The sequence below is a fragment of the Kolteria novifilia genome (assembly GCA_007748055.1).
Lineage (GTDB): Bacteria > Planctomycetota > Planctomycetia > Kolteriales > Kolteriaceae > Kolteria > Kolteria novifilia.
This window is the reverse complement of sequence record CP036279.1, coordinates 3,897,189-3,915,890: the sequence shown is the minus strand read 5'-3', so window position 1 is coordinate 3,915,890 and position 18,702 is coordinate 3,897,189. Positions and strand designations below refer to the sequence as shown.

Genomic DNA, 18,702 nt, shown 5'->3' with positions numbered 1-18,702 from the left:
CCTGGATGATGCGAGTCTTGGTCACGGCAGGCGGGACGCGGGCACGAGTGGACGATGTTCGCTGGATTGGGAACAGTTCCACCGGGCGGTTTGGCGCGCGCATCGTGCGGGAACTTCTCGGGCGTGGGGCCAAGGTGGTCCACTTGGCGAGTCCTCAAGCCGAGATGCCTCTCGCGCGGACGATTGACTTTGCGGGAGCTTGGGAGGATGAACTCGGCCAGTGCCGCGAGGCATCGTCTCGGTGGGCCGAGTGGGCAACTCGCTATCGGGAGGAGCGATTCGATACGCCCGATGACTACGGCGAGCGACTGCGCGAGTTGCTGAGGAGGGAGGCGTTCGACATGGTGGTGCTGGCGGCGGCGGTCTCCGACTACGCTCCGATGCCCACCACGGGGAAGATCTCGTCGCGGGAGGACGAACTGACGTTGCGGTTGCGGCGCGTGCCCAAGTTCATCGCCCAAGCCCGCGACTGGGCTCCGAAGGCCTACCTCGTTGGCTTCAAGCTCCTTTCGGGCGTTGCCGAGGAGCACTTGGTCGACGTCGCTCGCGATGCCGGTCGAGCCAACCGAGTCGATGTGACGGTCGCCAACGATTGGCGACTGCTCCAGTCGGGTTGTCATACGATCCACTTGGTCCGCGATGGCGAAGCGACGGAGACCTTTTCGGAGCGGACGGTCGACATCGCGGATCGTTTGGTCGATCGGCTATGGTGCTGGGCGGAGGAGAAAAGACGTGGGTAAAACGGCATCCCCCCCCAACATCCTTTGGGGAGTGACCGGCAGCGTCGCCGCGATTCGGGCCGATCGGCTCGCGTCGTCGCTGGGCGAACTTGGGCGGTTGCGCGTCGTGGTGACGGATCGAGCCAAGCACTTCCGGCCGGCGTTTCCCCGAGAGGTCGACGTCCACGACGACGAAGGGGAATGGCGGGAGTGGGAGCAACTCGGCGATCCCGTCCTCCACATCGAGTTGAGGAAATGGGCCGACCTTTTCGTCATTGCCCCGCTGTCGGCCAACACCTTGGCGAAAATCACGGCGGGCATCGCGGACAACCTGCTCTTATCGGTCGCGCGGGCGTGGAACTACCGGGTTCCCTTCGTCGTCGCCCCCGCGATGAACACGATGATGTGGGATCATCCGGTCACGTGTCGCAGCCTCGAGTTGTTCCGTTCCTGGGGAGGTCACGTTGTCGAGCCGATCGAGAAGGAACTCGCTTGCGGGGATGTGGGCGTGGGAGCGTTGGCGGAAGCGGACACGATCGCGGCAAAAGTTCGGGAACTTCTTCCGCGGAAGGGGTGAGTCCTGAAGTGAACGGCAATCCGGACGGACTGAGGCTGGGCGACGCGTCGCTCACCAGAGTTCCATGGACTCCGCCTCGTAGCGGTCGATGATCTCGAAGCCGTACTCGTAGACGCTGCCTTGGATCTGGCGTTGTCTGGAGACTCGGCCCAAGAGTAGCTGTTTCGTGCCGATCAAGTTGACGAAGAAGAGGTCCCCCTGGAGGCGATCGTTACCGACGAGGCCGAGTCCGTGGGTCGAGATGTCCTTGGTGACCGCCAACCGCTTGAGCTTCGTCTCCGGCTGGAGGGTTTCCGCGTTCAGAGGGGTGATCTGGGCTTTGCAATCGACGCGGTGTCGCGGAAACCGCCGTTGTTCGTCGTTTGGCTTGGACTTGGCGTGGTCGGCGACGACGCGCCGCACCCACTTTTGAAGGGCTTGCGTCCGCTCCTTGATCGAGTCGTCGGCTTCGCGGATCGCCATGGCTTTTCTCCGAGCGAGAGTTCGGGAGAAACGAGTGCCGCCGATCCTAGCGGGGGGTCGTGGGACCGGACTACGCCGTTACCGATTTGGCGTACGAAGCCCAGAGTGTTTCGTCCAGGGTGGCATAGCGATCGAGGATTTGCATGCCGTATCGCAATCCTTGCTCCTCATAGCGGCAATTGGCGACACGCAGGAGGTAGACGCCGCGATCGTCCGTCAATCGACCCACCACGAGGTCCGACGTGAGGGGTTCCGAGACGGAGACCGAGATTCCCGAATCGGAGATGTCTCGGACGCAGCCCGTAGTGCCTTTGGCCACAAGCGGTTTCAGTGTTTCCAGGTCGATGGAGATCAGGTCGATCGACTCGTGGCATTCATGGCGTTCGTGTCGTCGACCAGCGGACTGCGGATCGGCGAGGCATCCCGCTTTCCTCAGGACTCGTCGAGCCCATGGAGCAAGATCGACCTCCGTGTCGAGAACTTTCACGTTCACGTCGTTGACTCGTTGGGAGTTGGGTGGATTTTCACTCTCACTGGAGTCTAGCCTTTGGCAGGGCCGGACGCAAGTCGAACTGGGGACTGAAAGTCGAATGCTCGACGCGATTGGTCGAGACCGGCTGGCTAGCTCTTCGGTTTGCCCCACCTCGGCGTGAGCTCGGCGTCGATTCCCAAATGATCGCAAATTCTCGCGACGATGAAGTCGATCAAGTCGTCGATCCGTTGGGGCTTGTGGTAAAAGCCGGGCATCGCCGGTAGGACGGTAGCTCCCGCCCGGGTGACGCGTGTCATGTTTTCCAGTGAGATCAAACTGAGAGGGGTTTCACGCGGCGTGAGTACCAGGGGCCGACGTTCCTTGAGATGAACGTCCGCCGCGCGATGAATCAGGTTGGTCTGGAGGCCTTGGGAAATGGTGGCGAGCGTTCCCATGCTGCAAGGGACGATGGCCATGCCGCTGGTTTGGAAGGAACCGCTCGCGACGGGCGCCATGAAGTCGTGATGTCGCCAGTAGTGAAGTCGATCGGCCGGGACGTCGTCGATAAGGGCCGACGACGTGAACTGCTCGAGTTCGATCGTTCGGCCCGACTCGGTCTTGGCCACGAGAGCCGCCGAGGGACTCATCACGAGGTGGACTTCCCGGTCGGCAAGGAGTAGCACCTCGAGAAGACGACGGCCGTACTCGAATCCACTCGCTCCGGTGATGGCGACGACGAGCGGGTGGTCAGCCATCGGATGCTCTGGGCTTTTGGCCCACGTAGAGGGTGGCAATGCCAAACGTCAGCGGATGGGCTTTGGCGTTCTTCAGTCCCATCGATTCGAGTAAGGAGACCATCTCGGGGCCGTCGGGAAACTCGAGAACGCTGTTGGGAAGATAGTGGTACGCGTCGTGGCTGTTCTCCGAGACCGCCTCGCCAATACGGGGGAGAAGATGCTTGAAGTAGGCCAGGTAGAGCCATCGCAGCGGAGCGACGCGCGGCTTGCTGAACTCGAGGATCGCGACCCGTCCCCCAGGGCGGCAGACGCGGATCAATTCGCGAAGTCCCCGATGGGTGTCGCTGACATTTCGCAGGCCGAAGGCGACCGAGACGATTTGAAAGTGATCGCTGGGGAAGGGGAGATCTTGGGCGTCGGCCTCGATCAAGGGGATGTGACGCCCCCGTTTCTCGATCTTCTGCTTGGCGACGGTGAGCATCTCGTGGCAGAAGTCGCTACCGAGAACCAGCGCTTCGCCGCGCGAGGCTTGATCGTAGGCGAGGGCGAGATCGCCGGTGCCGGTACAAACGTCGAGGATCGGATCCGAGCCTTTCGGGGGAACGGTTCGAACACAGAAGCGTCGCCAGCGTTTGTCGATGTTGAGACTCAGGAGGTGGTTGAGCAGATCGTACCGGCTCGCGACGCCGGCGAACATCGCGCGGACCCGCTCCCCGCTCTTGTCCACGGCGGACGTGGCTTCGGGTTTTTCCTCAACGTCGACTGGCATGGAAGGTCAGGTTCCCCCTGCAAAGTGGTTTCTCTCGCGAGCATGACTTCCTTGGACTAAGTATAGTGGAAACAGTGATCGGGGCCGGGAAGTCGTCGATCAGATGCCGCACGCGATGGTCCCCCGTGGGGACGTCGTTCCGGGAGAGGTGACAGTCGGCAATGAGTTTGAGTTTTCTGCATGGCGGGTTGGCACTACTGGGGATCGCCGCCGCATCGATTCCGATTGTCCTGCACCTGCTGCTCAAGCAACGTCCGCGACCAATTCGTTTTCCCGCCCTGGAACTGATTCGCAAACGACAAACGACGACGGTCCGCAAGCTTCGGTTGCGGCAACTGATCCTGCTGGCTCTCCGGATCGCACTGTTCGCCTTGCTCGGCTTGGCCTTGGCGCGTCCAACCCTCCGCAGCAGCTTGATGCCGATCGATCAAGAGGCGCCCGTCTCGGCGATGGTGATCTTCGATACCAGTTTGAGCATGCAATATCAGAAGGAGGGGAAGAGCCGTCTCGATGTCGCCAAGGCGGTCGCGAAGGACCTCGTTGGTGAGATGCCCGAGGGAAGCGAGGTCTCGGTGATCGAGTCGTCGTTTCCCGTCTCGAGCGTCCCGCTGGGAGCTCGCGCCGCCGCGAGCCGAGTCGGATCGGTCGAGCTACACGCGACGCCACGACCGCTCAATGACGCTCTTCAAGTGGCGTTGAAAGGGCTCGCGAAGTCGGAACGCGATCGCCGCGAGGTCTACGTCCTGACCGACCTGGCGGCGACCGCTTGGAACATGTCCGGAACGGACCGAATCGAACAACTCGCCGAGTTGGTGGGCGGCGGGAGCGGGATCTACGTCATCGACGTCGGGGTCGAAAACCCCGAGGACATCGCCATCGACGACGTGCGGCTCCCGGAACAGGTTCTCGCGGAGAAGACGCCGTTGAGGCTGACGGCCACGATCAAGAATCGTGGCCCCGCGGTCGACCGACCGATCGAGGTCTATGTCGACGGGGAACCCCGACATACGAAAATGATTCATCTGGAGGCGGACGGAGCGGAGGAGATCGCGTTCTCCGTCCCGGGTCTCGAGGTGGGACGGCACCACGGCAGCGTGGTGGTGCGAGCGGGTGATTCCCTTCCGTTCAATGACGAGTACTACTTCACCGTCGAGGTCCGGGAAGCGATTCGGGTCCTCGTCGTGGCCGATACGCCGACCGACGCGGTTCATTGGGTCAACGCGCTGGTTCCCGCGCTACTTCGCAACCAAGAGCCTCGCTACGAGATCGAACAGGCCGCAAGCAAGGATCTCGGCGATACCAACCTCGCGGGATTCGATGTCGTGAGCCTGATCAATGTCGGCTCGCTCGCCCAGGAGTCGTGGCTTCAATTGTCGACGTTCGTGCAAGAGGGCGGGGGGCTCTTTGTCGCGCTCGGCGAACGGACGGACAAGAACTCGTTCAACTCGGCTTCCGCTCGGCTCACGTTGCCGGCGGAGCTTCTCGAGGAGGTTCGCGTCCCGGACGGGATCTACCTGAGTCTCGATCGCTTCACTCATCCGCTGCTGCGAACCTTCGGCCGTTTCGCGTCGACCGATTTCGAAGTTCTCGCGGTGCTGGCGTATTGGAAGGTCAAACTTGCCGAACGCGGGACCCAGACACTCGCCTCGTACACCAACGGCGATCCGGCGATCCTCGAGCGAAGTTTCGGTGAGGGCCAGAAGGGGCGTTCGATCATGCTGACGACAGCCGCCCACTACCGACCCGATCTTCAGACCTGGACCGAGATTCCATTGGGGTGGTCGTACGTGGTGTTGGCCGAGCAGATGATCAAGTATCTCGCCGGGGCGTCGGAAGCGAACCTCAACTACCTCGCGGGCGATCATGTGACGGTGAAGATCGGCGACAAACAACCCTTCGCGCTCTACACCGTGACCGATCCGAAGGAAAATGTCGAGCGCATGTCGCTCGAGTCCGGGGAATCGGCGCTGACGATTCCCGCGGTCAAGGAACTGGGCTCCTACCGAGTCGAGGCGCGGGAGAACGGGCGGGCGTTCGTCTCCGGTTTCAGCGTCAACGAGCCCAGTAGCGAGAGCGAACTTCGCCGACTCGAACCCGAGGAACTGGTGAAGCTCTTGGGCGAGGATCGGGCGGTGGTGGTGCGCGACAAGGAGGAACTCGAGCAGGCGGTCGACACCGGTCGCGTCGGGCGCGAACTATTCCCTTGGATCATGCTCCTGATCATCGCGTTGGTCTTCGGCGAAGGTTACTTGGCCAACCGGTTCTACCGAAAGCCCAAACTCGACGCGTAGAACCCTTCCCGATAGGTCAAGCCATTGCCTGACACGTATGCGGACCGTTCGCGACAGGCCCATGTTGCCTTGTTGGTCGAGGTCTTCCTGGCATGCCCGCGCAAGCGTGATCCTCTCTGAACATGGCACCCAGCACGTCTCTCGAGATGTCCCAACGAGCCTGTGGAAAGTCGACTCCCGGAGCGGTTACCAGGCCGACTTCTCGCCGCTGGTGTCGTTGTCGGCGTCGGCGGCTTTGGCCGGATCGGCCTCGTCCATGCTCCGCACCTCGGGTTGCTTGAACTTGGTCATGTTCGGGGTCGCGATGCCGCCGCTATTGACCTTCACCATCGGACCTTCGATCGTCACGCCGGTGTTGTCGATCTTGATGAAGCTCGGGCCGACGGAGAGTTGGATCTGCTGCACGGCCGCGACGAAGACCGAGCCGCTGACCGAGCTGATGCAGACGTTCCGCATCGCGCCGACTCGTTGCTCGGCGGCGCTGTACGCTTCCAGGTCACCGGTGACGGTGTGGAACGAGTCGCCGGTCACGCGGTTCTTCGAATCGCCCGAGGTGATCATCAGCCGATCACCGCCGACGTCGTTGAAGAAGTCGCCGTCGATGTGTTGGATCTGATCACCGCCGACCTTGAGCTTCCGTTCCGACTCGATCTTCTCGTAGTGGTTCTTCTCGACGATGACGTGGCGATCGTTCTTGTAGCGTTCGTGTTGATCGCCGCCGTTGGACCCGCCGACGACGAGGTGATGATTGTTGCCGTAGGTCTCCTTCCCGTCGTTCTTGACGCGGAGATCGAAGTTCTTCTCGGCGTGCATGAAGACTTGCTCGGAGCCCTTCTTGTCCTCGAAGCGGAGCTCGTTGAATCCGTTGCCACCCGGCGTCGAGTTCGTCTTGATCGTCGACCGAGTCTTGTTTTCCGGCACGGGACGGTAGGGAGGAAGCTGGTAGTCGTTGTAGACCGACCCGGTGATGATCGGATGGTTGGGGTCTCCCTCGAGGAAGTCGACGACGACCTCCTGACCGATCCGCGGGAGGAAGAACATGCCCCACATCCGGCCGGCCGACTGCTGACTCACGCGGATCCAGAATGAGGAGTCTTCCTCCTTCTGACGCTCGCGATCCCAGTGCATGCGAACCCGAACGCGACCATGTTCGTCGGTGTGAATCTCCTCGCCGGCGGGGCCGACGACGGTGGCGGTTTGGCTGCCGAGCACGATTGGTTTCGCGGCTTTGCGTTTTGGGCGAAAGGTGACGTCGGCGGGCATCGCCTTGAATTCCATCGAGTAGGAATAGCCACCCATTCCCAGGGGAGCGCCATCGCCGGCGACTTGGTTCGACTCGGTGCCGCGATGGACGACTTCCACGGGAAGCCATTGTTTGTTGAGCGCGTCGCTCGGGCATTCGGAGAGCGTAAAGAGCTTGCCCGCGGCCATGCTGCGGTAGTCACCCCGACCGGTGCCGACATAGACGCCGGCGTCGTACTCCTCGGAGCGGAGCTTTGCGGTCTTTTTCATCCGCTCGGTCGCTCCCTCCTCGTCCTGGAACTTGACCGCGTAGTCGTAGTACTCGAGCGAGTCGTCGGATTTGCCGGTCTTGTCGCCGGAGATCTTCTTCTGCGAGTCCTTGAAGTCGTATTCCCGCATCTCGACTTTGCCGTAGTCGAGCTGGTGCGATACCTGAAAGGACTGGATCGACTCGTACTCGTCCTCGAGCATGCCGGCGGCGTGGCGGTAGATCACCTCGCTGTAGGGATTGGCTTCTTTCAGTTTCTGGTTGGAGTCGAAAAGCTGGAGGACTTCTTCCTCCTCGGTGTGGTCGAAAGAGAAGCCGACGCCGTCCTCCTCGCAAAGTCGCTTGATGAAGTCGAGGTCCGTTTCGCGGTACTGCGTCAGGAAACTGAAGGGCTGATAGTCGCCCTCGTTGAGTTTGAAGCTGACGCTCGTTCCCGAGAGTCCGCCTTCCTGGAGCACCTTCTCGACGACGTCCTTGAACGTCTTGCGCTGTGACTGCTCGGTGACGTGGACGCGACTCTTGTGCTTGCGGCCGAGCTTCCAAAGTCGGGGAACGACGCGGGCGCTGTAGTACGCGGCTTTGTCGTCGGTGCCGGTGAGTTCGAATCGCTGCACGATTCCGTGGTAGTAGCGTGCCTGGCGGTCGTCCTCGGTGCCCGCGAGGATCTTCAAGCTCGCTTTCTTTCCCATCGCGCTGGCCAGGTCGATGGAGGTGTCGACGTTGATCAAGTCGACGTCGAGGTAGCCGATCTCGTTGAGGGCTTCGTGAAGTTCGAAGCGAGTCAGTTGAAACTCGCTGAGCCCCGCGATTTCGAATTCGTAGTGGACTTCGTTGGCCGGGACGACGTATTTGGCCAGTGACATGATTTTGCCCCGTTCTGTGCTACCTTGACGCTTCTGTTCCGCCGGATCGCGACAAATGGCGTTGATCTCATCGCGGGCACCGACGGTTGGGACGATCCAGCCTGGATCAACCGAAACCTGGGCGAGTCGGCCATGTTACACGGCGACTGCTGGTGCGACCCTGTCGAGGAATGGGTATTGCAGGTCGCCAACGGACTTTTTGCCCCGAGATGCGGCCAATCATCCGTTCCAGAAGCGGGGCCTAGTGGCCTGACGAGTAGACTCCTTGCCAAGAGATCTTCTGGGTGACATGCCCACGCTTGTCGTGGGCATGCGGGAAGAGCCCCCCTCGTTCAGCACACTCCCGCACGAGTGGGCAACGAGTTGTCATCAAGCGAACTTACCAATCTAGAGCCTTAGGACTTGGTGAAACCGGTCGCCGTCTCCTCCTGGGCGCTTCCCTCATGCCAGTCACGCGTCAGATCGAGCCATAGAGCGAGGCCCTTCCACCGGCCGAATTGCTCGTACTTGGCCCGAATCGCCTTGGCGACATCCTCTTGGGGCCCATGAAGCGTGGTGTACTTTTTTAGACACCAACTGTCGAGTCCGAGGTAGTCAAACCGCCCAAAGAGCTTGCAGAGGTTCTCCGCCGCGTAGCATCCGAATCCTCGCAGTTGGACGATCTCGGCGATCAATTCCTCGGTCGTTCCCTCCCAAACCGGCCATCGCTCCGGATCAACCGTCCCATCAACGACTTGCGCCGCGAACCGTTGCAAACTCTCGGAGCGATAACCCGCGCGAATGCGGCTCTTGTAGAACGAGACCGGCTGATCGGCCATCGCGCCGGGCGTGGGGAAGAGCCGACGTCCGCCGGGGCCGATGTCGCCCAGTTCACCGACCAATTTGTTGACCATGGAGCGGGTGAGCGACCAACTGCAATTGGTCGTGGCGAGCATCTTGACCGCGTCCTCGAACGCCGACGGCGACCGGAGCAGGCGGCCGGCGCCGATCCGGCGGGCCCAGGCGTATCGCTTGCCCGCGGCGGAGAAAAAGTCGTCGACTTCTCCGTCGAGCCCGAGCATGGTCGTGACCAGTTCGATCGCCGCCCCTTCCAATCGCTTGGGAACGCGACCCTTACAGTCGACCTCTAGGGTAAGTTCACTCCGCGTTGGGGCGTGGAGAGTCAAGAGAACGGCTCGCCCAAGAAGACGGGCCGAGGTCGTGAGCGTCTCTTGTTCGGGATCCCAATGGAAAGGTGGCAGGTCGTACCAGCCGTGACTGAAGACGATCGTCCTCAGCGAAAAACGATCGGATGGTTCGAGAACCGTCGAGAGACGCCCCATGCGTTCGCGTCACTCCTTCGGCAACGGATGCAGCGCGGTCGAAGGAACACTCACGACGACATCCGGGTTGCGGTGCCACTCGGCGCAAAGCTCACGGGCTTCGCTCGCGATCGCTTGCCAGTGGGCTCGATCCTCGTCTCCCACCCAGCGTTGCCGCCACCAACTCTCGAATTGGATGATCGTCGCGATGAGAAAAGACTCCCACTGCGGGCGATGTTTGAGGAAGTAACGCAGGAGCGAAGGCCGGGCGATGCGCACCATGGAGATGGTCAGCGAGCGAGCATGATAGGGATGGAGATGTCGCAGGGCAGGCCGCGGGTCGAAGAGGACCTTCCAGCCCGCTTCCCAGCAGCGGCGGCACAAGTCGACGTCCTCGTAGTACATGAAATAGGAATCGTCGAAACGGCCGATCTCCTCGAAACAACGTCGGTTCAGCAAGACGCAGGCGCCGGTGACCCAAGGAACCTCCGAAGGCCGATCGGTCGGGAGACTCAGATACTTGCGGGTCGCGCGCGATTGGAACTGTCCGAGGAGGAATCGAGCCAGCGAGGGAAATTGTCCCGCCGATCCTTGATGTGACCCATCTTCATTGAGCAGCCGGAAACCGACCACGCCCGTTCGCGACGCTTCCTCGCGAATCGAGAGATCGTTGATCACCGCGTGGGTTGCCTCGAGAAACCCCTCTTCGTAAGCGACGTCCGCGTTGAGCGCCAGGACGTAGTCACCGGTGGTCCAAGAGAAGGCTTGGTTGAAGCCGCTACCGTAGCCTCTGTTCTTGCAGGTTCTCACTCGGACGCCGGGGCCGACATCGTCGCTGGTCGGAGCCGGATCGGGGCCGTTGTGGATCAGGAGCCACTCGGTCGCTTCGAAAAGCTCCGGTTCGGCGGCGCGCGTGGCTCGAATCATGGTGACCGCTTCGGCGGCATGTTCGTAGTTTAGAATGACCGCCGAGAGGAGTGGTCGCGACCGATCGCGGTCGCTTGGGATGTCATCCATGACGCTCCGCCAGTTGTTCGCGGTCAGGCTTGGGGAGATGCTTCCGCGTCATCCCTCTCCGGACCATTCGTCCGGAAGGGACGGTGAATCTCCGTTCCCGACCGACAGTTACGTACGAGATGATGGTTCTGTTCTACCCTGAGGACCCACCGATTCAATCTCGATGGCGCGAACCGAGTGAGTCGATCGCGTCTCTCCCCCTGGTGTGTGAACGTCGACAATCCCCGTTTTAGTCGCTTTCCTGCGAGAATGGGCAAGGAATGCCATGCCGATCGTCTGCTTGACTCTTCTGGTCGTGTGTCACGTGCTCGTGGACATGTTCGCTGTTTTTCCACAGCCGCTTTGGCCGACGCTCGCCGGTCGGCTTTCGCTCAATGACGAGTCGATCCAGATCGTTTACGCCGCCTGGATGCTGTCGACGTCGTTGGCCCAAGTCGCGTTCGGCATTTGGAGCGACCGTTTTCGTGGTAGTTGGCTGATCTGGGGCGGCCCGATCGTGGGTGTCATCTGCCTGAGTCTCTTGGGAACGACCTCGTCGCCCTTGGTCTTCACGTTGCTGGTGGTGGTCGGTGGTCTCGGCATCGCCGCGTTCCATCCCGAGTCGGCCGCTCTCGCGGGAGCGTGCATGCCGGAAAATCGTCGGCGGGCGATGTCGATCTACACCACCGCGGGCTTTGTCGGCACGACACTCGGCCCACTCTACAGTGGCTGGATGACGACCGAGATCGGCATGGCAGCGCTGTCGTGGAGCATCCTCTGGGCGCTGCCGGTGGTGGGTGTTGTCGCCTTTGGCCTCTGGCGGTCGATGCCGACGCCGAGCGCCCAGGTCACCCGAGCCATCGCGACGCCCCAGTGCGTTGATCGGCCAAGAACCCGGCGCTTGCTGACCCTCTTGCTGACCAGTAGTGTTTTTCGCGTGCTGGCGATCAGCGGCACAATGATCGGATTGGCGTACATGATCAATCGTCGAGGCGGTTCCGCCACGGAGATCGGACTGGCGCAAGCGGTCTACATTGGCGCTTCGGGCGTCGGAATGCTGGGGGCCGGTTTTCTGATCGGTCCCAGGACCGAACGTTCGGCGGTCTTGCTCTTACCCTTGTTGAGCGTGCCGGCCCTGATGCTGTGCCCCTACGCCTCGCCGACGTTGATGCTCTGCTTGCTGGCGCTCGCGGGAAGCACCACGGGAGCGGCGACCCCGATCATGATCAGCCTTGGGCAACGCTTGCTTCCCTTCGGTCAGCGAGTCGCCAGCGCCATCACGATGGGCGGCGCTTGGGGGATCGCGGGAACGATCACCGCGATTGGGATGGCGGTCTTCAACGAACTCGGGGCCCCGGAGTTGGCGTTCACATATTTTCCGTTGGGAACGCTGCTGGCGAGTCTGATCTGCCTGTGGATTCCGATGTCGATCGAGGAGCCGACGCCTTGTCGCGGGAACGTTCAGGTGCCGGCGGTTGGGTGATGGGAGCGCCGATCGAGAAGCGCGGAGCGGACGTTCCGCGCTTCAGGACACCTCGGCTGGAGGCTCCACGGATTGCCTAAGCAGTAGTCTCCACGAGAGGAGGGTCGCCGCCAAGCAGGCGATCCCCGAGAAGAAAATCGTCGTCGGCGTGCCAATGGTCGACGCGATCCAGCCGGCGAGATAGGCTCCCGTCGGGTTCGATAGTCCAAAGGCCAATACCCAGACGCTCATCACGCGTCCGCGAATCGCGTCGTCGACGGAAAGTTGGATCGTCGAGTTGGCACTCGCCAGGAACGCGACCCAACCCGTTCCCGTGATGATCATCGCGACACACGCCACGGGAAGCCAGGTGCTGAAGGAGAGAAGGGTCAACCCGCCGCCAAGCAGTGCGATGCCGATCAGGATCATCGCCCGTCGCGACTCGACCCGGTGCAGGGACGCCACGGCAATCGAGCCCAAGAGCGCTCCCAGCCCGTTGCACATCAACAGCGTGCTGTATCCCCACTCGCCAAGGCCCAATGTCTTGCGCGTCAATGCCGGCATCAACGTGAGGTAAGCGCCTCCCGAGATGAGCACGAGCGAGAGAACAAAGAAGAGGCAGAGAAGTCGCCTATCCGCCCAGATGGTCCGGAAGCCGACGAAGAATTCTCCGTGCCGTGCGTGCGAGGGGTCGCCGCGCCGTTCGTCGGGCAACTTCATCATCAGCAGCGCGATCGGCATTGCCAGGAACGTCAGCCCGTAGAGCAGAAAGCAAGTCGGGATGTCGGCGACGAAATAGACGATGCCGAAAATCATCGGTCCGACGAGACGCCCACCGTTAAAGACCGCGGAATTCAGCGCGATCGCGCTGAGCAAGTGGGACTTACCCACCATCTCCACGATGAACGACTGCCGAGTCGGGATCTCGAAGGCGCGAACCGTCCCCAAGAGAGAGACAAACCCGAGCACCGTCCAAGGCCTCACCGACGCCGGCTCGACCCAGACCGTCGCGGTGAAGGTGATCATCACGAACAGGCCAATGGTCTGCGAAGTGAGCAAGACGCGGCGTTTGGGGTAGTGATCGGCGAGGGCTCCGCCAACCATCGAGAAGAGGACGATCGGAAGCGACGACGCGACCCCGATCATCCCCAGCCAGAGCTCCGAATTGGTCAGTTGATGCACGTACCACTGCACGGCGGCATGTTGCATCCAGAACCCGAGCGTGGTGAAGGCGTGGCCGATGAGGAAGTAGCGAAACGCCTGGTGCCCCAGCGAGGGAGCCCACTGCAAGAGCCGGCTTTGGTCCGAAGTCGCCGCCGTCCCCGTGGGAGGGAGATAGGGAGAAGGCTGTTCGACCTGTGACGACTCAACCCGCGCGATGACATGACTCCTTGGCGGACCGTTGAACCACTCGCTGCCGGCGGCGAACGGTCGTCTTTTCCCATCGCCGCATCGAAGAAAACGCGACGAACTGACCGATCCGCCTCTGTTTCTCTTCCTCGATCTTGGCCGAGACTCCTCATGCTCGCCTTACCCGATGGCATTGGCAGCATAGTTGCCCACACGTGGTTTCGGCGCCGAGTGGTCAGGAACCAATGGTTGGGATGACGGGCGATCGCTTGAGACGCTTGTTCTTTCATTCTTAGCGATGCCCAACGGCCCCGCCAGGGGAGAAGCGTTGACGGAAGTGGAGACCGCGGGAAGGGATGCCGACGGTGGAGCCTTTGGGCCTCCCTTTGTCCAAGGGGAGCCTCTTTCTGCTCCCCCTTGGACCAGAAGTGACTTGAGTGAGAGTCCTCTCGGACAAGGACCGTGCCGGGCAACAATCCCGCTAGGCTCCTCCCTCGGGCATGGGGAACTGGATGCGGGCAAGCTTCTCCGCGGGATCGTGATGGGGATCGAAGGCCAACTCCACCGCCGCGACGCTGCTCACCCGGATGCTCATCGAATGGACCTCGTCGTGCGAGACGCCGTCCACGTAACCCATCAACGGCCGCTTGTGGGGATCGAGCGTCCTGAACTCGAGCTTGGTGTCGAGGGGGAGAAGCACCGGCTTCCAGTCGGTCGGGAAAAGGACATTGTTGCCGACCAAGAGGAGGGCGGGCGTGCTCAAGGGCAGGGGAGTCGCTCCCATCGCCCGCGCGTAGGAGGTCGAGCCGCCCGGAGTCGCGACCAGCGCCCCGTCGGAGACGAGCTTGCAGAGCCGCTGGCGACCGTTGACCCGCACCTCGATCCATGCCGTCTGACCCGTGGCGCGTTCGACCCACGCTTCGTTGAAGCCGAGGGAGGTCTTCGTCTCGCCGCCGGGACTGACGGTATCGACATGCAGCAGCGAGAGTTGCTCGAGCACTAGAGCCTGGCCGAGTAGCTCCGTCGGCATGTCCGAATTGAGCAGGAAGCCGAGGTGGCCGGTGTTGATCCCATAGAAGGGAACGCGCAGTCGCCAGTGCTCGCGGATGGCTCGAAGCATCGTTCCGTCGCCGCCGATGACCACGATCAAGTTGGGATGGTCGCGGTCCTCGTGAGGAAATTGCTTCGCGATTTCCTGGGACTTGGGGTTGTACGGGTCCGCGTAGATCATCGGCCGCAGCTCGTCGAGCGTAAACCGCGTCGTCCGTGTCTGCGGTGCGCCGCTGTAGAGGGCATGTCGGCGGATGTACATCAACACTTCCGGGATGATCCAATCGTCGACCGGCTGATGATGAAAGATCCGTTCGCGGATCGCGTCGTTGCCCCCGTCGCGGTCGGTCGCGTAGATCTTGCACTTGGGCGGCAAGTCGTCCGGGTCGACCTCCTCGTCGACGTTCTTGACGACCGCGAACTGGAGTTGCTTCCACATCGCGTCGCCGCGTTGCCACTCCTTATGGACGGCCGACTCGCCCTTCTTTCCGCCCTGACACATCTGTGCCGTGACGACGTGCCAGACGTCGCCGATCAGTCCCAGTTCCTTGGAAAGGTCCGACGATGGCAACGTGTCGTCCGAGTCGAGATCGAAGAGTTCGACGCGGACGCGTTCCATGCCGCGGAAGGTCATGTCCGCCATCGTCGCCCGATAGACCGGAGCGACATCGTAGCGGATTCTGCGGTCGTGCGTCGGTGCCCACGGAACGACGATCACTTCATCAAAGTTGTTGCTCAACATCTCCGCGATCGCGCGGTGCCGCGTTCCAGGTGGGTTGAAGCTGCCGCCGTAGATGGCAATCGAATTCGCCACGCACTCACTCCCTGTCGTGTTCCGAGATGCTCGATGTCGCGAGGTTGAGCTTGCTCCGCGTCGTAGTCCGTTGATTTAAGCCGGCGGCGAATAGATCAACGGGCTGTTCGCAGCCGCCAGACGTTGTCGTTGTAGCAATGTCGCCCAACGCGACGAAGCGTCCGCGTCGATCGAGGGAAGTCGGGCGAGTGGCCCGCGAGCGAGGGTTGGGGGCGCGTCGTTCGATTCGGTGGGCCTGTGGCCCACGATGAGGGCGGTTTGGCGTGCGTGTCAGGCAATGGCCTGACCTACGGGAAGAGTAGGACAGGCCTGTGGCCCACGATGAGGGCGGTTTGGTATGACTGTCAGGCAGTAGCCTGACCTACTTGCTGAAGCGGCCAGTCTTGAGGTCGATCCGGTCACCGGGCAAGTCGATCTTTTCCGGCTCGGGGAGGACCGAGAAGGACTTGATCACCTTGCCCGCCTTGGGGGCCTTTGGCGCGTCTTTGGTCACATCCTTCGCGTCATCGTTCTTTGAAGACTCCTTTTCGGTCGATGCCTTCGGCTTGTCCGACGTGGTCTTGCTCTTCTTCTCCTTCTTCGCCGGCGCCGTGTAGGAGGTCGCGACGAACTCCGGCGGCGGCGGAAGGATCTTCCCGCTCGCGACGGGGGAAGGGGGCTTCGCGGCCGTCACTCGCTTGGCCTTGGTCGGCAGGGCGGCGACTTTCTTCGGAGTGCTCGCCTTCGGAGCACTCAGTTTGGGAGCGGTCGGTTTCGAGGCCGTGATCTCGATCGCCTTCTTCGCGGGCCCTTCGAGCTTCGGACCTTGCTCGGCCGAGAAGTCGGGCATCACGCATCCCTCTTCCAGGCAGCCATCCTCGGCACAGCAAGGCTCCGTCGGGAGGATGCACCCGAATTGCGGTTCGCAGCAGAGCTTGCCCTTGTTGCCGCGGATCCAGTTCAAGAAGGGGCAGTCCTCGCAGAGGCGACGCGTCGCCACGTAGATGCGATCTCCGGGCTGGATCTGGTAGTTGGTCGTCGTGTCACCGAGCTGGAAGATGTTGTCGTAGCAGATCGGCAGCACCACGCGACACCCGCAAGGATCGGTCGGCCGGCTGAGGATGATGTTCTTGCGCGACGCCTTGTTGTTCAGGCCGCCAGCGGCGAAGATCGCGTCGAGGACCGTCTCGCGCCCATCGAGCGGGTAGGCGCCGGGGGCCCGAACCTCACCCTCGACGTAGTAGACTTTGCTGTTCCACTGCAGCAAGCGGACTTCGACCCGGATCGGGTTCTTCGACTCGGCCTTGATCTTCGCGTTGATCGCGTCCTCGATGTCGTCAATCGTCATGCCCATGACGGTGATTCGGCCGTAGCGGGCCAGATCGACGGTCCCATCGGGAGGAATCGGCTGATTGCTGGGGAACTCGAGGATCGAGTCGACCTTCGCCGGCTCGATTTCCAGGACGTCGCCAGGCTCGACGAGGTAGTCGAGCAGTGGCGTCTTCGCGAGCTCGCGCGGCACCGCGATCGGCGTGACGTGCTCGCCGCGCATCTGCTTGGCCGGCTTGATCAGATGGTACTTGACGGGAAAGGTCGTCAGCCCGGTGTCGGGCGTGATCGAACAACCGGTGAAGAGCACCGAGCACGCCATCGCGAAACAGAGGTTTCGCCAAGCTATCGCTTGTCCCAGGATACGCATGATTCCGAATCTCCCCCGCGCCGGACTCCGCGCGGACATCTGGCCCCAGCCGAATACCAATTCCTCCCTCTGCATCGGCAAGACTCGCCAGGCACGTTCATTAAAACCGGAAGAATTTTCCTAACCGTCACTGTCGGAACAATCGTCACGATCGATTCCGCCGGTTTGCGTCCAACCGGTCCGAAATCGCGACGGAACTCACGCCAGCATCGGCTCTTGCGGAGACAAGGGTGGAGTGGGGAGAATGAATAGCCTAGGCTTCCTTCAGCGAGGTGTCGCGGACACCACGTGTGGGTACCGAACCGAATCGAGATTCGTACGGGACATCAACCGATGCTTCGCACTCGTTGGGCAATGACTTGTCTGGGATTCGCGGCCACGCTGACCCTATGCGCCACGTCGCTGGCTCAGGCGCCGAGCGAACCCGCGTCCGGTTCACCCTCGGACGAGACCAACGTCGAAGCGACGGTACCCTTCGCGGCCCAGATCGCCGAGCCGAAGGAGATCGACCCGTCGCTGCCCAATGTCCTGATCATCGGGGACTCGGTCTCGATCGGCTACACGCTGCCCGTTCGTCGCGAACTCGAGGGTAAGGCGAACATCTTCCGCGTCCCCGAGAACGCTCGCGGGACGATCTACGGACTCAAGCACATCGACGAATGGCTCGAGGGCCGGAAATGGGACGTGATTGTCTTCAACTGGGGAAGTTGGGACACGGTTCAGGAGTCGGCCGATCGCTACTGCGTGAATCTACGCAAGCTGGTGAAGAGGCTGCGTGAAACCGATGCGACGCTTCTCTTCGCTGGCACGGTCCCGGCCCCGGAGATCGCTCGCGGCTTCAACGGCGGCAAAGCCGAGTACTTCGAACGGCAGAAGCTCTACAACGCGTCGGCTCACCGCGTGTTGGTCGACGAGAAGATCCCTTGCATCGACCTGCTACACACGAGCCTGCCGCACATCAGCCAGGTCTACCGACCCAATGACTACCACTTATCGCCCGCGGCGCTTCAGACCTTGGCCCGGAAGGTCGCCTACGCGATCGAGCATCCCGATACCGTTTCGATCGATCACGCTCCCTCCGAGTTCTCCTACTACATGATCGTCTTCGCGCTACAGTCCGGCCCGGCCAATGTCATCGAAAAATCACACACCTTCGCCACGTTCGTCAAGGCGAACCAGAATCGCCAAATCATTGATACGGTTACGATTAGCTGGCTTGCCGCCTCGGGGATCATCGAAACCTTGAACCCCGTTCCGCAGTCCGGGGCTAACTGGTCACTTCGTGACACCTTAGAATGGGGATCGGAGAAGGGGGCCCGAATGTCCAAGTGGGGCCCCTATGTGATTGATGCCGCGTTCTTTGAACGGGCCAAGCGGCGAACGGAGCAACTCGATCGAGGAAACATCAAGTATCTCATCCTCGATCGGCGTTGGCGCCGACATACCGGGACGAGGGGGTTCGACTGCATCCACGCGCTGAGCGACATCGGCGGCTACCTCGCCACAGGCAGCGCTCGTGGTGAGGACGCCAGCCGCAAAGTCGCCAAGCACTTCAAGCCGTGGATTCGCGGACGTCTGCTCAACGAGCACTGGCTCTTTCTCGCCCTTGGGATCGACCGCTTTCCGTTCATCGACCGCGATCTCTAGCAGA

Annotated in this window: 15 protein-coding genes; 5 read left to right on the top strand and 10 right to left on the bottom strand. The window is 61.8% G+C overall.

The window, feature by feature from the left end:
* Positions 1–5 precede the first annotated feature (5 nt).
* Positions 6–740: a phosphopantothenoylcysteine decarboxylase domain-containing protein gene (locus tag Pan216_RS14230; protein WP_145258642.1), complete on the top strand. Its 735-nt coding sequence runs from the start codon at positions 6–8 to the stop codon at positions 738–740.
* Positions 733–1,296: a flavoprotein gene (locus tag Pan216_RS14225; protein WP_419192515.1), complete on the top strand. Its 564-nt coding sequence runs from the start codon at positions 733–735 to the stop codon at positions 1,294–1,296. Before Pan216_RS14230 ends, Pan216_RS14225 begins: the two co-directional genes overlap by 8 nt.
* Before the next feature lie 51 nt (positions 1,297–1,347).
* On the opposite strand, the gene Pan216_RS14220 is transcribed toward Pan216_RS14225, so the two are convergent.
* The 4 genes from Pan216_RS14220 to ubiE form a co-directional block, all read right to left on the bottom strand.
* Positions 1,348–1,758: a PilZ domain-containing protein gene (locus tag Pan216_RS14220; RefSeq protein WP_145258638.1), complete on the bottom strand. Its 411-nt coding sequence runs from the start codon at positions 1,756–1,758 to the stop codon at positions 1,348–1,350.
* 70 nt (positions 1,759–1,828) lie between these two features.
* Positions 1,829–2,251: a PilZ domain-containing protein gene (locus Pan216_RS14215; protein WP_145258637.1), complete on the bottom strand. Its 423-nt coding sequence runs from the start codon at positions 2,249–2,251 to the stop codon at positions 1,829–1,831.
* Between the two features lie 128 nt (positions 2,252–2,379).
* Positions 2,380–2,985, bottom strand: coding sequence for a UbiX family flavin prenyltransferase (locus Pan216_RS14210; RefSeq protein ID WP_145258635.1), 606 nt, complete (start codon positions 2,983–2,985; stop codon positions 2,380–2,382).
* Positions 2,978–3,736, bottom strand: a complete 759-nt coding sequence (gene ubiE, locus Pan216_RS14205; RefSeq protein ID WP_145258633.1) for a bifunctional demethylmenaquinone methyltransferase/2-methoxy-6-polyprenyl-1,4-benzoquinol methylase UbiE — start codon at positions 3,734–3,736, stop codon at positions 2,978–2,980. Before ubiE ends, Pan216_RS14210 begins: the two co-directional genes overlap by 8 nt.
* Before the next feature lie 161 nt (positions 3,737–3,897).
* On the opposite strand from ubiE, the gene Pan216_RS14200 reads away from it, so the two are divergent.
* Positions 3,898–6,027 (top strand): BatA domain-containing protein, encoded by a 2,130-nt coding sequence (locus tag Pan216_RS14200; protein ID WP_145258631.1) that lies wholly within the window; start codon positions 3,898–3,900, stop codon positions 6,025–6,027.
* Between the two features lie 186 nt (positions 6,028–6,213).
* Here the strand turns inward: Pan216_RS14200 and Pan216_RS14195 are convergent, their stop codons facing one another.
* The 3 genes from Pan216_RS14195 to Pan216_RS14185 form a co-directional block, all read right to left on the bottom strand.
* Positions 6,214–8,400: a type VI secretion system Vgr family protein gene (locus Pan216_RS14195; protein ID WP_145258629.1), complete on the bottom strand. Its 2,187-nt coding sequence runs from the start codon at positions 8,398–8,400 to the stop codon at positions 6,214–6,216.
* 395 nt (positions 8,401–8,795) lie between these two features.
* On the bottom strand, positions 8,796–9,722 hold the full coding sequence (locus Pan216_RS14190) for a Fe-S cluster assembly protein HesB (RefSeq protein WP_145258627.1): 927 nt from the start codon (positions 9,720–9,722) through the stop codon (positions 8,796–8,798).
* Positions 9,723–9,731: 9 nt separating this feature from the next.
* Positions 9,732–10,718, bottom strand: a complete 987-nt coding sequence (locus tag Pan216_RS14185; protein WP_145258625.1) for a glycosyltransferase — start codon at positions 10,716–10,718, stop codon at positions 9,732–9,734.
* Positions 10,719–10,983: 265 nt separating this feature from the next.
* Between Pan216_RS14185 and Pan216_RS14180 the strand changes: the two genes are divergently transcribed.
* Complete coding sequence (locus Pan216_RS14180) at positions 10,984–12,180, top strand: MFS transporter (protein WP_145258623.1); 1,197 nt, start codon at positions 10,984–10,986, stop codon at positions 12,178–12,180.
* Positions 12,181–12,222: 42 nt separating this feature from the next.
* On the opposite strand, the gene Pan216_RS14175 is transcribed toward Pan216_RS14180, so the two are convergent.
* From Pan216_RS14175 to Pan216_RS14165, 3 genes are all read right to left on the bottom strand, one after another.
* Positions 12,223–13,449 carry an MFS transporter gene (locus Pan216_RS14175; protein ID WP_419192514.1) on the bottom strand — a complete coding sequence of 409 codons (1,227 nt, stop codon included), beginning with the start codon at positions 13,447–13,449 and terminating at the stop codon, positions 12,223–12,225.
* A gap of 541 nt (positions 13,450–13,990) precedes the next feature.
* The gene (locus Pan216_RS14170; RefSeq protein WP_145258620.1) at positions 13,991–15,373 is read right to left on the bottom strand and encodes an NAD(+)/NADH kinase; all 1,383 of its coding nucleotides are present in this window, start codon (positions 15,371–15,373) and stop codon (positions 13,991–13,993) included.
* Between the two features lie 361 nt (positions 15,374–15,734).
* Positions 15,735–17,051: a polysaccharide biosynthesis/export family protein gene (locus Pan216_RS14165; protein ID WP_419192513.1), complete on the bottom strand. Its 1,317-nt coding sequence runs from the start codon at positions 17,049–17,051 to the stop codon at positions 15,735–15,737.
* Between the two features lie 333 nt (positions 17,052–17,384).
* Here Pan216_RS14165 and Pan216_RS14160 point away from each other — a divergent pair, with 333 nt between their 5' ends.
* A complete protein-coding gene (locus tag Pan216_RS14160; RefSeq protein ID WP_145258616.1) occupies positions 17,385–18,698 on the top strand; it encodes an SGNH/GDSL hydrolase family protein in 1,314 nt (437 codons plus the stop codon).
* Positions 18,699–18,702 lie beyond the last annotated feature (4 nt).

Coding starts and splice junctions, on each gene's coding strand:
- Pan216_RS14230 (WP_145258642.1), top strand. CDS start 6: ATGATGCGAGTCTTGGTCACGGCAGGCGGGACGCGGGCACGAGTGGAC.
- Pan216_RS14220 (WP_145258638.1), bottom strand. CDS start 1,758: ATGGCGATCCGCGAAGCCGACGACTCGATCAAGGAGCGGACGCAAGCC.
- Pan216_RS14210 (WP_145258635.1), bottom strand. CDS start 2,985: ATGGCTGACCACCCGCTCGTCGTCGCCATCACCGGAGCGAGTGGATTC.
- ubiE (WP_145258633.1), bottom strand. CDS start 3,736: ATGCCAGTCGACGTTGAGGAAAAACCCGAAGCCACGTCCGCCGTGGAC.
- Pan216_RS14200 (WP_145258631.1), top strand. CDS start 3,898: ATGAGTTTGAGTTTTCTGCATGGCGGGTTGGCACTACTGGGGATCGCC.
- Pan216_RS14195 (WP_145258629.1), bottom strand. CDS start 8,400: ATGTCACTGGCCAAATACGTCGTCCCGGCCAACGAAGTCCACTACGAA.
- Pan216_RS14190 (WP_145258627.1), bottom strand. CDS start 9,722: ATGGGGCGTCTCTCGACGGTTCTCGAACCATCCGATCGTTTTTCGCTG.
- Pan216_RS14185 (WP_145258625.1), bottom strand. CDS start 10,718: ATGGATGACATCCCAAGCGACCGCGATCGGTCGCGACCACTCCTCTCG.
- Pan216_RS14180 (WP_145258623.1), top strand. CDS start 10,984: ATGCCGATCGTCTGCTTGACTCTTCTGGTCGTGTGTCACGTGCTCGTG.
- Pan216_RS14165 (WP_419192513.1), bottom strand. CDS start 17,051: ATGCGTATCCTGGGACAAGCGATAGCTTGGCGAAACCTCTGTTTCGCG.
- Pan216_RS14160 (WP_145258616.1), top strand. CDS start 17,385: ATGCTTCGCACTCGTTGGGCAATGACTTGTCTGGGATTCGCGGCCACG.